Origin of the sequence: Corallococcus sp. 4LFB, from assembly GCF_046520365.1 — a bacterium.
Taxonomy (GTDB): Bacteria; Myxococcota; Myxococcia; order Myxococcales; family Myxococcaceae; genus Corallococcus; species Corallococcus caeni.
On record NZ_JBKGHJ010000228.1, the window covers coordinates 1 to 13,239 of the forward strand.

Consider the following 13,239-nt stretch of genomic DNA (forward strand, 5'->3'; position numbering starts at 1 on the left):
CCGGGGCGGCGGAGGGGGGCCTGGGCCTGTGCCTCGCGGCGCGGCCGGGGCTCCGGGTGCGCGCCCGCGCCCAGCATCACCCAGCGGCGCTCCACGCCGGGGCGGTGGAGCATCTTGTTGAGCAGGAACTGGAGCGAATCCAGCACCTGGCTGCGCTTGCCCGGCTCCACGCCCGGAGGCGCGCCGGACTCGAAGTGGAGCGCCACGGACAGGCTGCCGTCGGTGGCGTCCTGCAGGTCCAGCCGCGCCGGGAACCCCATCAGCCCGAGGATGTCCGTGAGCAGCTTCTCCACCCGGGGGCGGAAGTCCCCGCCGCCGGCCACGCCCTGAGTCCCGCTCACTTGCGTTTGCCTCCCCCGGCGGGCACCACCGCCGGCGTCCCGCCGCCCGTCTGGTTCTTCTTGCGGTCCAGCCACTTGCGCAGGCCCCACTGCTGGCCGATGGAGAGCACGTTGTTCGTGAAGATGTAGAGCGACAGGCCCGCCGGGTACTGCAAGAGCGTGAACGTGAAGATGATGGGCATGACCCAGGTCATGATCCGCGCCTGCGCCGCGTCCATCATCTGCGGCTGCATCTTCTGCGTGATGATCATCGACACGCCCAGCGCCAGCGGCAGGATGTACGTCGGGTCCTTGTAGGTGAGGTCGCGCCAGATGGGGCCGAAGAAGGGCTCGCCGTAGATTTCGAAGCTGTTGCGCAGCGACGTGAACAGCGCAATCCACACCGGCATCTGGATGAGCAGCGGCAGACAGCCGCCCAGGGGGTTCACCTTCGCCTCCTGGTACAGCTTCATGATCTCCAGGTTCTGGCGTTCCTTGTCGTCCGCGAACTTCTTGCGGATCTCATCCATCTTCGGCTGCAGCACCTTCACCGCCTCCATGCTGACCATGGAGCGGTAGGTGAGCGGCAGGAGCACCAGCTTCACCACCACGGTGAGCAGGATGATGGCGACGCCCCAGTTCCCCACGATGCCGTGGAAGAACTTCATGACCGCGAGCAGGATCTTGCAGACCACCGCCCAGATGCCGAAGTCGACGGTGTCCTCCAGCGCCGGGTGGAACGCCGTGGCGTTCAGGCCGGCCACGCTCCGCAGCTCCGGGCCGGGCACCAGCCGCAGCAGGTCCGGATCCTTGGGGCCCGCGTAGCCGCCGAAGCGGAACGTGGCCACCTGGCCGGGGGCCACGTTGAGCGGGAAGCCCGCGGACACCTCGCGCGCGGTGGGCGTGGCGGTCAGCGTGCAGTGGCCGTTGAGCGCGCCGTCCAGCGGGTAGAGCGCGGACAGGAAGTACTGCTGGTCGATGCCGAAGAAGGAGATGGGGCCGCGCGTCTCCTCCGGCGGCTTGTCGCCCGGGGACAGCTTGTGGAGCTTGTCCCCCACCCAGCACGCGGAGCGGCTCAGGTTGCCCACGCCGCCGAAGAAGGACGGCGCGTGCTCGAACTCCGGGTCGATAGCGCGGCCGTAGTGCACCTTGAGCTCGCCCGCCTGCGCCTGGGCGGAGGTGTTGCGCACCTGGAGGGTGTAGGTGAACTCGAAGCCCTCGCGCGGCCACTGGAGCGTCTTCGTCACTTCCCACGGACCCTGGCGGCCGGTGAACGCCACGCTGCCGCCGTTGTCGGTGGGGCCCTCCTGCACGGCGTAGCGGGTGTTCGCCGCCAGCGGCGCGCCGCCTTCAATGGTCACCGCGAGCGGCAGGGGCTGGCCGGGCACCGGGTGCGCCACGTTCATCTGCGGCGGCGGGGGGATGTCCTTGCCGAAGAGCTTCTCGAAGCCCTCCTTGACGGTGAGCGACTGCTGCTCGCGCATCTTCGTGCCCTGGAGCACGGCGGAGGTGAGGCCGGCGCCCTCGGAGGAGAAGGTGTACTTCACCTCCGGCCGGGCGAAGTCCACGGTGCGCGCGGGGGGCGGCGGCGCCTCCGCGGGGGTGCCCGCGTCCTCGCCTCCCACGCCCGCGGCGGCACGGCGGCCATGCTCGGGGTGCCCGCGTCCAGCGTGGCCGCGACTTCGACCCCGCCGTCCGTGCCTTCCGCGCCGGGCGGCGGGCCCTTGGGGGCGAAGAAGAAGGTGTAGGCGGCGGTCGCCGCGAAGGAGAGGGCGAGCGCCAGGAGCAGCCGCTTCTGCGAATCGTTGGACTGGGGCGACAGCGGGTCGTTCGTCATGGATTTCCCTGTGCCGGCGGCGGACGGCCGGAGGGCGGGCGGAAGCAAACCGTCAGGGGACGGGATCGAATCCACCGGGGTGGAATGGCTGGCAGCGCAGCAGGCGCCAGACGGTGAGGGCGGTGCCCTTCACCCCGCCGTGCTTCTCCAGCGCCTGCATGGCGTAGGTGGAGCACGAGGGGTGGAACCGGCACGCCTTCGGCAGCAGCGGCCCCAGGAACCGCCGGTAGAAGCGGATGGGCAGGGCGATGACGAAGGCGAGTGGACTCATGGGGCGGGCTCTTCAGGGGGCACGCGAGGTGCCGGAAAGAGCCGTTGCAGCTTACGGGTGACGCCGTCGAACGCACGGGAAACTTGCGCGAAGGAGGCTTCCTTCGCCGAGGAGCGGACGACCAGGACTACGTCGAGACCGGGGGGCCATTGCCCGCGCTGCTTGCGGAACAGCTCGCGAAGCAGTCTGCGAAGGCGTGCGCGCACCACCGCGTTGCCCACCTTGCTGGAGACGGTGAGTCCTACGCGGGAGTGCGCCCGGGAATTGCGTCGAACGAGGGCCAGGAGGCAGTCGGACGGAAGCTTCTGACCGCCCTCCTGGACCTCCAGGAACTCACGCCGCTGGAGCAGGCGAAAGGCCTTGGGGAAGCGCTCGTCGGTTGCCTGAGGCACCCGCGGCGCCGCTCCCTCGGCCATCGTCCGTGCGTCCAGTTACTTCTTGAACGACGACACCACCAGGCGCTTACGGCCCTTGGCCCGGCGGCGCTTGAGGACATCCCGGCCGCCCTTGGTGGCATTCCGCTTACGGAACCCGTGGGCGCGGTTGCGCCGGATCTTCGACGGCTGGTACGTGCGCTTGGACACAACGACTCCTGAGAGCTGAAGGCAGCGCCTGGACCATCCGGCGCGACCCGTACAGTGGAAAGGGGGCGTCCGTAACCCTATTTCCTGGACAAGTCAATCAAGGATCACCAGCGCCGACCGTGCAGCCCTGCGCTGGGGGGACCGGGCGATCATGTAGGAAAAGGAGGGACGGGGCAAGGAACGGGTGGGCGGGCCGCCCGTTCCAGTAGCCTCTCCCAGATGCTCCTCCGCGACGTCATGGATGAGGACCTCCCCCTCTTCTTCGAACACCAGCGCGACCCCGAGGCGGCTCGCATGGCCGGATTTCCGTCGCGGGAGCGCGATGCGTTCATGACCCACTGGCGCACGAACGTCCTGCGTCCCGGGAACATCAACCGCACCATCGTCCTGGACGGCGTGGCGGTGGGGAACATCGGCAGCTGGGAACAGGAGGGCCAGCGCCTCGTCGGCTACTGGATCGGCCGCGAACATTGGGGCCGGGGCATCGCCACCCGGGCCCTCTCCGAGTTCCTCCGGCTCGTGCCCACCCGGCCGCTGCATGCGTGGGTCGCCGCCCACAACCTCGCGTCGATCCGAGTCCTGGAGAAGTGTGGCTTCCACACCGTGCCCCACGAGGATCCGGCCGAAGTCATCATGAGGCTGGGTCCGACGTAGGACAGCCCTCCGCCATCCGTCCGGCGCAGGACGTCCCAGCGGTCACGGTGGATCCGTTCAGGTGGCCTCACGGCCCACCTCCCGCAACCCGGCGGAACGGCTCGCGCCAGAGGCGGAAGGCGGATCCACCGCGAGTGATCATCCCCACCCGCCAGGGGGTCCCGCTGATCCGTGCTACAGGCCGGTTCCTTGATCAGCCGGAGAGCGGGTGTTAGCACCGCCGGACGCCCGCTGGTTCTCTTCATCCGCGCCGTCCCCGAGCCTCCGTGTGAACGCCCTCGCCCATTCCGCCCCCACGCCTTCGCTGCCCAGTGCCGGCGTCATCTGGACCCGCACGCTGGAAGCCATCCGCCAGGAGGGCCTGCACTACGCCCTCACCTGGCTGGAGCGGATGCGCCCCATGGAGGTGCGCGAGAACGCCCTGGTCCTGGGCGTGCCTGACCGCTTCTTCCGCGACTGGGTGGATGACCACTACCGCTCCATGCTGGAGACGCACATTGCCCGGCTGGAGCCGTCCCTGGGCCGCGTCGCCTATGAGGTCGTCGTTGGCCCTCCGCCGTCCTCGGACCTGCCGCCCACGCCCACCGTCAAGGTGAACTCCCTGCGGCCCGCGCGGCTCAACCCGCGCTTCACCTTCGACACCTACGTCGTCGCGGACAGCAACCAGCTCCCCGCCGCCGCCGCGCAGGCCGTGGCCCACCGGCCGGGCCACAACTACAACCCGCTCTACATCTACGGCGGCACCGGCCTGGGCAAGACGCACCTGCTCCAGGCGGTGGGCAACCACATCTGGGAGAAGGACCCCACCCAGCGCGTCGTCTACCTCTCCAGCGAGCAGTTCACGAACGAGTACGTGGAGAGCGTGCGCGAGCACCGCATGACGGACTTCCGCCGGAAGTTCCGCGAAGAGTGCGACGTGCTGCTCATCGACGACATCCAGTTCCTGGGCAAGCGCGAGGAGACGCAGAAGGAGTTCTTCTACACCTTCGAGACGCTCTTCGGCCTCAACAAGGCCATCGTGCTCACCAGCGACATGGTGCCCGCGGAGGTGCCCGGCATGGAGGACCGCCTGCGCAGCCGCTTCGCCATGGGCCTGATGGCGGACATCCGCGAGCCCACCTACGAGACGCGCGTCGCCATCCTCCAGAAGAAGGCGGAGCAGGAGGGCCTCAACCTGCCGGACCCCGTGGCGCACTTCATCGCGAAGCACGTGCAGAAGAACGTGCGCGAACTGGAAGGCGCGCTCGTGAAGCTGTCCGCCATGCACAGCCTCACGAAGCAGCCGGTGACGGAGGAGTTCGCGTCCCAGGTGCTGCGCGACATCCTGCCCGCGCAGCGCTCCGTGGACGTGGAGGCCATCCAGCGCGAGGTGGCCCGCTTCTACAAGGTGACGGTCGAAGCGCTGAAGGAGGACCGGCGCCACAAGGCGCTCGCGCACGCGCGCCAGGTGGCCATGTACCTGAGCCGGAAGCTGACGAAGAGCTCCTTCCCGGAGATCGCCTCGCGCTTCAACAAGGACCACTCCACCGTCATCTCCGCCGTGCGCAAGGTGGAGGGCCTGCGGGAGACGGACGCGGCCGTGCACCGCGACCTGTCGGAGCTGGAGACGAAGCTCGGCGGCATGTAGCCCGCGTCAGTGCGGGGCCGGCTGTGACGGCGCGGACACCTCTTCCAGCGTCCTGCCGCTCTCCTGGTCGCTGAGCTCCGCCGCGATGTCCCCCAGGGCGAGGATGCCCACCAGCCGCTTGTCCCGGTTGAGCACCAGGATGCGGCGGATCCGCGAGGCCCTCATCTTCTGGGCCGCCTGGGTGAGGTCGTCGTCGTCGTAGACGGACTCCACGCCCCGGGTCATCGCCTGGGCCACCTGGGTCCGCTCCATGTCCAGGCCCTGCGCCACCGCGCGGACCACGATGTCCCGGTCCGTGACGATGCCCACCAGCTCGTCGCCGTCACACACGGGAATGGGCCCCACGTTCCGGGCGCGCATCTTCTCCGCGGCGACCCTCAAGGAATCAGACGGGCGGACGACCTCCACGTCCGACGTCATCACGTCACTCACTCGTTGCGTTGCCATGGCGTCTCTCCTGCGGGGGGTTCCTCCTTCAGCGTGAGCACACGACTGTCCGGTGACATGGAGGCGTCAACGGGCTGTCTGTCCATTCCCCCGGGCCTCGGGCATGCTGCGGCTTCATGGGCCCTTCGGGTCCTCGACCCAGGGACGCCCGGCCGGAAGCGCTCCCCCTTTCCGCCGGGGGACAGGGTGCGGGAGGCCCTGCGCACCCAGGGCAACCTCAGCGCCCTCCCGTTCTGACCGCCGTCCCCTACTTGTTGAACATGGGTGACAGCCACCGGTCCAACACCGGCAGCAGGACGAACCACCACAGCAGCGGACTGACGAGCCCCAGGACGATGCCCGTGAGGGCCTGACCCCGCCTGCCGATGGGCGGGGTCGCCTTGGGGTCCACGCGCGTCAGCGCCACCGCGCCGCAGATCACCGCGATGGGTGCCCACAGCGGGAGGAGAACCGCGCCGAGGCCGAACCGCAACGCGTAACGTGCAATGCGGTTGTTGAAGCGCCGGTCCCACATCACCTTCAGCGCCCCGGCCGACACCGGCAGCCGGAAGAAGAGCTGGTTGCGCACGTCGCGGTGGATGCGCAACGCGGTGACCATCGAGGGAACGAGACACAGGAGGAAGAGGAAGCGCGCGTCCCGGTACAGGGCATCCGCGGCCACCGCCACCACCAGCGGCGTGGGCAAGAGCGCATGCCGCGCCCAGCGCTGCCCCAGGAAGAAGGCGACGCCCACCGGCACGGGGATGAGCAGCACCAACAGGAACAGCGCCTGCCTCCTCGTACCCGGCCCCCATAGCGCCAGCGCGGCGACCACGGTCACGCAGAGCAGCAGCGTCACGCCGCCCACCACCCACGCCCATTCGTCGCGCCGGCCCCAGTAGCGCTGGCGCAGGGCCTCCAGGTAGTTCACGTCCGGGCGCGCCGCGCAGGCCGCGCAGTACAGCCGTGCGCCCAGGCCCGGCACGGACGTGGCGCAGTCCGCGCACATAAAGCCGCCGCAGCGGGTACAGGTGGCGCCCGCGGGCTGCTCCGGGTGGACGGCGCAGCGGCGCTGCTGGGATGCGGGCACCTCCAGGCTCATGGCCGCAGTGTCGCACGGCGAGCAACACCCGGCACCCGGGCGCCCACCCGGTCGCCTTCCGGCTTACAGGCTCCGGGGCGCGTGCTAAGCGCGCGAGGCACCGTCCTGAACCGTGGAGGAACCTTGTCCCGATTGAAGGCCCTCGCCGCCGCGGCCCTGTTGCTGGGGCTTCCGGCGCTCGCGCAGACCCCCGAGGCGAAGCCGCTGGAGCCCGGCCGCGAAAACCTGGCCATCCCGTATGAGAAGTACACGCTGCCCAACGGCATGGAGGTCATCCTCTCCGTGGACCGCAAGCTGCCCGTGGTGGCCGTCAACGTCTGGTACCACGTGGGTGCCTACGACGAGCAGCCGGGCCGCACCGGCTTCGCGCACCTCTTCGAGCACATGATGTTCCAGGGCTCCAAGCACGTGCCGGACGACGTGCACATCGGCCTCCTGGAGCAGGCGGGCGCCACGGACCTCAACGGCACCACCAGCTTCGACCGCACCAACTACTACGAGACCGTGCCCAGCAACCTGCTGGAGACGGCGCTGTGGCTGGAGAGCGACCGCATGGGCTTCCTGCTGGACGCCCTCACGGAGAAGAAGCTCCAGACGCAGAAGGAGGTCGTGAAGAACGAGCGCCGCCAGGGCGTGGAGACGGCCCCCTACGGTGAGGCGCAGGAGAAGGCGTGGCAGGCGCTGTTCCCCGCGCCGCACCCGTACTCCGGCAACGTGATTGGCTCCATGAAGGACCTGAACGCGGCCACGGTGGACGACGTGAAGGCGTTCTTCCGCACCTGGTACGCGCCCGCCAACGCGACGCTCGCCATCGTGGGCGACTTCGACCCCGCGAAGGCCAAGGCGCTGGTGGAGAAGTACTTCGGCACGCTGCCCTCGGGCCCCAAGCCCAAGCGCCCGGACGTGGCGCCCGTGAAGGTCACGCGCGAGACGGTCATCCGCCACGACGAGAAGGTGGCCACGCTGCCCCTGCTCTCCATGTCCTGGCTCACCGCCCCGTACCTGAAGCCCGGGGACGCGACGGCGGACGTGCTCGCCACCGCGCTGGGCACGGGCCGCGCGAGCCGCCTGTACCGCCGGCTGGTGCTGGACAAGCAACTGGCGCAGAGCGTGCAGGCCGTGCAGCAGAGCCAGGGCGCGCAGTCCGTCTTCTCCATCGAGGCGGTGGCCCGGCCCGGCGTCACCACGGACACGCTGAAGAAGGAGATCGACGCGGTGCTGGACGAGGTCCGCAAGGAGGGCGTCACGCAGGAGGAGATCGTCCGCGCGCGCACCCGCTATGACACGCGCCAGCTGGCGGGCCTGCAGGCCGTGGGCGGCTCCGGCAGCAAGTCCGACACGCTCCAGACGTACAACCAGTTCGTGGGCGAGCCCAGCTACGTCGCGCAGGACCTGGCGCGCTACCAGGACGTCACGCCCGCCACGGTGAAGCAGTTCGCCACGGACGTGCTGCGCCCGACGCGCGCGTCGTCCTCCACGCGGTCCCGCCCGCCAGCAAGGCCGCGCCGTCTTCCGCTCCGGGCAAGGAGGCCCGCTAGTCATGCACCGCCGAATCCTCACTGCCCTCCTCACGCTGTCCGTCGCCGGCTGCGCCACCACGAAGCCCGCGCAGACGCCCCCCGCCCAGCCGCCCGCGGCCGAGCAGCCGCAATCCCAGACACCGGCGCAGGACGCGGAGTCGTTCCGCGCCCAGCCGCCCAGGCCCGGCCAGTCGCCGGAGCTGGTGCTGCCCACGTTCGAGCAGGCGAAGCTGGACAACGGCCTCACCGTCATCGTCAGCACGCGCAAGGAGTTGCCGCTGGTGTTCGCGGGCATCGCCTTCGCCGCGGGCGTGTCGCAGGAGCCCGCCGCGAAGCTGGGCATCGCGGACCTGACCTACCGCATGCTGCTGGAGGGCGCGGGCAAGCGCGACACGGTGGCGCTGGACAACGCGTTCGCGGACCTGGGTGTTTCGCCCGCGATGTCGGTGGAACCGGACGGCGCCTTCGTGGGCGCGCGCGTGCTCACGACCAACGTGGACGCGGTGATGAGCCTGCTGGCGGACGTCGTCCTGCGGCCCACCTTCGACGCGAAGGCCTTCGAGCGCCGCAAGAAGCAGCAGCTGGGTGAGCTGGTGCGCCGCATGGGCGACCCGAACTTCCTGGCGCAGCAGACCTACTACCAGGCCGTGTTCGGCGCGGACCACCCGTATGGCCACACGTCCGGCGGCACGCCCAAGACGGTGGAGGCGCTGACGCTGGCGGACGTGAAGAACTTCTACGCGAAGAACACCGGCCCTCGCGCCGCCGCGCTCATCATGACCGGCGACGTGACGCTCCAGCAGGCGATGGAGCTGGGCAAGAAGTACTTCGGCGGGTGGAAGGGTGGGGCCGTGGCGCCCAAGCCGCCGCCCGCGCCGCCCGCGCCGCCCCGTCAGCAGGTGCGCGTGGTGCCCAAGCCGGGCCTGGAGCAGACGGTGGTGCTGGTGGGCCGTCCCGGCCTCGCCGCGGGCCACCCGGACGAGTACCCGCTGGAGCTGGCCACCACGGTGTTCGGCGGCTTCTTCGGCAGCCGGCTCAACATGAACATCCGCGAGGACAAGGGCTACAGCTACGGCGCCAACGCGCACCTGGGCACGCGCCTGGGCGTGGGTCCGCTCACCGCGTACGCGGCCGTGCGGCAGGACGTGACGGGGCCGGCGCTCAACGAGTTCATCAAGGAGCTGGCCGGCATCAAGTCCAACCCCATCACGGAGAAGGAGCTGGCCGCCGCGCGCGAAGGGCTCATCCGCGCGTTCCCGGGCGCCTTCGAGACGGTGGAGGGCCTGGGCGGCAGCGCCGCGCAGCTCTACTTCCACCGCCGTCCCATGGACGAGTTCAAGCGCACCGTGGAGGGATTGCAGAGCGCCAGCGCCGCGGAGGTGCAGCGCGTGGCCGAGTCCTACCTGGACCCGGCCAACATGCAGGTGGTGCTCGTGGGCGACCCGCTGGTCATCCAGGAGCAGGTGACGCCGCTGAAGCTGGGCAAGCTCACGCTGGTGGAGACGCCGGCGTCGGACATGGCGCCCAAGCCGGCGGTCCCGTAGCGGCGCGCTTCTCTGTGTGGGTTTGAGGCCGGGGTCCCGACGTGGGTGTCGGGGCCCCGGTTTTTTCATTCCCGGGTGGGCTCGTTGTCGGCGGCCTCGCGGGCCTCGGCCTTGAGGCGGCCGCGCTCCTCGCGCGCCTCGTCGTCCACGTCGTCGAGGACGCTCTGCGGGTTGTTCCGGGGCCCGCCCACGGGGCCGTCGCTGTCGAGGGCGAACTTCTGCTCCTCGGTGGAGTGCTTGGCGTCGTCCGCGTACAGGGGCTTGGTGTCGTCCGCCTCCAGCCCTCGCTCCACGTGGTCCTTGGCGAAGCCGGGCTTGTGGGCGGTGTCGCTCTTCTTGCGGGTGGCCATGGGTTGCTCCTGAAGGGGGTGGGACAGCTCACACCCGCACAATGTCGGCAGCCCCGTGCGCCTGGACCACCGTGGGGACCGTGGGGCGGGGGGCCGGCTGCCCGCCCTCCTGACCTGGAAGCGCGAGAGCGGCTAGGATGGGGACTCCATGGTCGGACGCAGCGGGAACAGCCAGCGGCACGAGGGGACGACGTCCTCCGTGGGCGCGCGCGTCCAGACCGTCCTGACCGAGACTCGCACTCGCACCGGCCTGACTCCTCGCGGAGCGCGGACCGCCTGACTTCCGAAGCGGACCTCCTGAAGGTCCCCCTTCCGAACCCGGCCCCGCGCTCCTCCCGAGCGCGGGGCTTTTTCGTTGCCCCAAACCCCCATCCGTCGCCACCCCCGAGGAACCGCATGACGCCGCTTCCGATGAGTCCCTCCCGTCACCGAGCCCCGCCGTTCCGCGAGGAGGCCGTGTCATGCGCGTGATGAAATTCGGTGGCACCAGTGTCGGGGACGCGGAGCGGATGCGCGGCGTCGTCGCGCTGGTGGAGGAGGCGCGCAAGGCGGAGCGGGTGATGGTGGTGGCGTCCGCGGTGTCGGGCATCACCAACCTGCTGGTGGAGGCGGCGCGGGTGGCGCAGGAGGGCGAGCCCGTGCAGGAGGCCTGCGCCCGGTTCGACGAGACGCACTCCGCCATCGCGAGGGCGCTGAGCGCGGACCTGAAGCCCGCGCAGACGCGGCCCCTGGCGGAGGGGCTGGTGGCGCTGGGAGTCGAGCTGCGAGGGCTGTTGCAGGGCGTGGGGCTCTTGCGGGAGTGCTCGCCGTCGGTGCTGGCGCACCTGTCGGGGCTGGGGGAGCGGGCGTCGTGCCTGCTGCTCGCGGCGCTGCTGGAGGCGCGGGGCCTGGCGCCCGTGAGCGTGGACCCGAGGCAGGTGCTGGTGTGCACGGGGGACCCGCTCCAGGCGACGCCCCGGGCGGAGGAGATCCGCGCGCGGTTCGCGCCGCTGCGTGATGGGGGGCCGGGGCTGTTGTTGATGCCGGGGTTCTTCGGGGGGACGCGCGCGGCAAGACGATGTCGCTGGGGCGGGGTGGGTCGGACTACTCGGCGGCGCTGGCGGCGGCGGCGCTGGATGCGCGGCTGCTGGAGATCTGGACGGACGTGGACGGCATCTTCAGCGCGGACCCGCGGCTGGTGCCGGAGGCGTTCGCGCTGGAGGAGGTGAGCTTCGAGGAGGCGATGGAGCTGGCCTACTTCGGCGCGAAGGTGCTGCATCCGAAGACGATTGCCCCCGCGAGGGAGCGCGGCATCCCGGTGCGCGTGTGCAACAGCTTCCGGCCGGGGCATCCGGGCACGCGGGTGACGGCCACGGCGCCGTCGTCGCGGCACCCGGTGCGCGGGCTGTCGTTCCTGCCGGACATCGCGCTCATCAACATCGCGGGCGCGGGGTTGAAGGGCGTGCCGGGCACGGCCGCGCGCGTCTTCGAGGCGATGGCGCGTTCGTCCATCTCCGTGGTGCTGATCACGCAGGGCTCCAGCGAGTCCTCCATCAGCTTCTGCGTGGGGGAGGCGGAGGCCACGCGGGCGGTGCAGGCGCTGGAGGAGGCGTTCGAGGTGGAGCGCGAGGCGGGGAAGGTGGACCCCATCGAGCACCAGCCGGGGCTCGCGGTGTTGAGCATCGTGGGCGACGGGATGCGGCACCGGGTGGGCGTGGCGGGGACGTTCTTCAGCGCGCTGGCGGACGTGGATTGCAGCATCGCGGCCATCGCGCAGGGGTCCAGCGAGCGCAGCATCTCCGCGGTGATTTCACGGGAGGACGGGCCGCGCGCGATGGCGCACGTGCACCGCAAGGCCTTTGGCACCACGGAGGTGGTGGAGCTGCTGGTGGCGGGCGTGGGCACGGTGGGCGGGGAGCTGCTGCGGCAGATCCACCAGCAGGCGCCGAAGCTGCGGGCGCACGGGTTGGATTTGCGGGTGTGTGCCATCGCCAATAGCAGACACAGCCTGGTGGCGCCGGAGGGCGTGGCGCTGGACGGGTGGAAGGCGCGGCTGGACGCGAGCAAGTCCGGCTTCACGCTGGACACGTTCCGCGCGTGGGCGAAGGCGCGCAGGCCGGGCCGGCCCATCTTCGTGGACTGCACGAGCAGCGACGACGTGGCGCTGGGTTATCCCGCGCTGATGGCGTCCGGGCTGCATGTGGTGACGGCGAACAAGAAGGCCAACTCGGGACGGCAGGAGCACTGGAGGACGCTGCGGGAGACGGCGGCGCGGCACCAGCGGAAGTTCCTCTACGAGACGAACGTGGGGGCGGGGCTGCCGGTCATCGACACGTTGAAGAACCTGCTGCGCACGGGAGACACGGTGCACCGGGTGGAGGGCATCCTGTCGGGGTCGCTGTCGTTCATCCTGGGGCTGACGGAGGCCGGGGTGCCGCTATCCAAGGCGGTGGGCACGGCGATGGAGAAGGGCTTCACGGAGCCGACCCGCGCGACGACCTGGAGGGCACGGACGTGGCGCGCAAGGTGCTCATCCTCGCGCGCGAGCTGGGGCGCACGCTGGAGCTGGAGGAGGTCGCGCTGGCGTCGCTGTTGCCGGAGGAGTTCGACGCGAAGGGCCCGCTGCCGGAGTTCCTGGCGCGGCTGCCGCAGGCGGATGAGCTCTTCCAGCGGCGGGTGGACGCGCACCGGAAGGAAGGCAAGGTGCTGCGCTACGTGGGCAGCGTGGGACCGGAGGGTGTGCGCGTGGGATTGGTGCCGGTGCCGCTGGAGCATCCGCTGGCGGCGGTGAAGGGCGGCGAGAACGCGCTGAGCTTCCTGTCGGAGCGGTACAGCCCCACGCCGCTGGTGATCCGAGGGTACGGCGCGGGAGCGGCGGTGACGGCGGCGGGGGTGCTCGCGGATGTGTTGCGCTTGGTGGAGGGGCCGTTGCCCTGAGCGTGGGTGTTAGGCTTTTCCGCCATGAGGAAGAGCCTGACGTTCTGTGCGCTGGTGCTGTGGATGGCGGCGTGCGCGTCCAGCACGC

9 protein-coding genes and 5 pseudogenes are annotated in these 13,239 nt (G+C 70.5%); 6 read left to right on the forward strand and 8 right to left on the reverse strand.

The genetic code is table 11. The features are described 5' to 3' along the window. From ACLEQD_RS23160 to rpmH, 5 genes and pseudogenes are all read right to left on the reverse strand, one after another. A pseudogene (locus tag ACLEQD_RS23160) lies at window positions 1-341 on the reverse strand (hypothetical protein); the annotation flags it as partial. Next, a pseudogene (gene yidC, locus ACLEQD_RS23165) lies at window positions 338-2,157 on the reverse strand (membrane protein insertase YidC). The pseudogenes yidC and ACLEQD_RS23160, both read right to left, overlap by 4 nt. A gap of 52 nt (window positions 2,158-2,209) precedes the next feature. Continuing rightward, window positions 2,210-2,428, reverse strand: a complete 219-nt coding sequence (gene yidD, locus ACLEQD_RS23170) for a membrane protein insertion efficiency factor YidD (RefSeq protein WP_338281911.1) — start codon at window positions 2,426-2,428, stop codon at window positions 2,210-2,212. Next, the gene (gene rnpA, locus ACLEQD_RS23175) at window positions 2,425-2,844 is read right to left on the reverse strand and encodes a ribonuclease P protein component (protein ID WP_410386815.1); all 420 of its coding nucleotides are present in this window, start codon (window positions 2,842-2,844) and stop codon (window positions 2,425-2,427) included. Before rnpA ends, yidD begins: the two co-directional genes overlap by 4 nt. A 15-nt stretch (window positions 2,845-2,859) precedes the next feature. Beyond that, the gene (gene rpmH / locus ACLEQD_RS23180; protein ID WP_120526629.1) at window positions 2,860-3,012 is read right to left on the reverse strand and encodes a 50S ribosomal protein L34; all 153 of its coding nucleotides are present in this window, start codon (window positions 3,010-3,012) and stop codon (window positions 2,860-2,862) included. A 219-nt stretch (window positions 3,013-3,231) separates the two neighbouring features. Here rpmH and ACLEQD_RS23185 point away from each other — a divergent pair, with 219 nt between their 5' ends. Together ACLEQD_RS23185 and dnaA are read left to right on the forward strand one after the other, a co-directional pair. Beyond that, window positions 3,232-3,666 (forward strand): GNAT family N-acetyltransferase, encoded by a 435-nt coding sequence (locus ACLEQD_RS23185; RefSeq protein WP_410386818.1) that lies wholly within the window; start codon window positions 3,232-3,234, stop codon window positions 3,664-3,666. A gap of 268 nt (window positions 3,667-3,934) precedes the next feature. Continuing rightward, complete coding sequence (gene dnaA / locus ACLEQD_RS23190) at window positions 3,935-5,293, forward strand: chromosomal replication initiator protein DnaA (RefSeq protein ID WP_410386819.1); 1,359 nt, start codon at window positions 3,935-3,937, stop codon at window positions 5,291-5,293. A 6-nt stretch (window positions 5,294-5,299) separates the two neighbouring features. Here the strand turns inward: dnaA and ACLEQD_RS23195 are convergent, their stop codons facing one another. Together ACLEQD_RS23195 and ACLEQD_RS23200 are read right to left on the reverse strand one after the other, a co-directional pair. Next, on the reverse strand, window positions 5,300-5,740 hold the full coding sequence (locus ACLEQD_RS23195) for a CBS domain-containing protein (protein ID WP_410386821.1): 441 nt from the start codon (window positions 5,738-5,740) through the stop codon (window positions 5,300-5,302). A gap of 247 nt (window positions 5,741-5,987) precedes the next feature. Further along, entirely contained in the window at window positions 5,988-6,821 is an 834-nt protein-coding gene (locus ACLEQD_RS23200; protein WP_410386823.1) for a hypothetical protein, read from the reverse strand. 132 nt (window positions 6,822-6,953) lie between these two features. Between ACLEQD_RS23200 and ACLEQD_RS23205 the strand changes: the two are divergent. Together ACLEQD_RS23205 and ACLEQD_RS23210 are read left to right on the forward strand one after the other, a co-directional pair. Continuing rightward, a pseudogene (locus ACLEQD_RS23205) lies at window positions 6,954-8,359 on the forward strand (M16 family metallopeptidase). Window positions 8,360-8,361: 2 nt separating this feature from the next. Next, complete coding sequence (locus ACLEQD_RS23210) at window positions 8,362-9,885, forward strand: M16 family metallopeptidase (RefSeq protein ID WP_410386825.1); 1,524 nt, start codon at window positions 8,362-8,364, stop codon at window positions 9,883-9,885. A 65-nt stretch (window positions 9,886-9,950) separates the two neighbouring features. Here ACLEQD_RS23210 and ACLEQD_RS23215 read toward each other — a convergent pair whose 3' ends face one another. Beyond that, on the reverse strand, window positions 9,951-10,235 hold the full coding sequence (locus ACLEQD_RS23215) for a hypothetical protein (RefSeq protein ID WP_171420755.1): 285 nt from the start codon (window positions 10,233-10,235) through the stop codon (window positions 9,951-9,953). A gap of 509 nt (window positions 10,236-10,744) precedes the next feature. Between ACLEQD_RS23215 and ACLEQD_RS23220 the strand changes: the two are divergent. Both ACLEQD_RS23220 and thrA read left to right on the forward strand, forming a co-directional pair. Next, window positions 10,745-11,152, forward strand: a pseudogene (locus ACLEQD_RS23220) (bifunctional aspartate kinase/homoserine dehydrogenase I); the annotation flags it as partial. A 140-nt stretch (window positions 11,153-11,292) separates the two neighbouring features. Continuing rightward, window positions 11,293-13,151: pseudogene (gene thrA / locus ACLEQD_RS23225) on the forward strand (bifunctional aspartate kinase/homoserine dehydrogenase I). Window positions 13,152-13,239 lie beyond the last annotated feature (88 nt).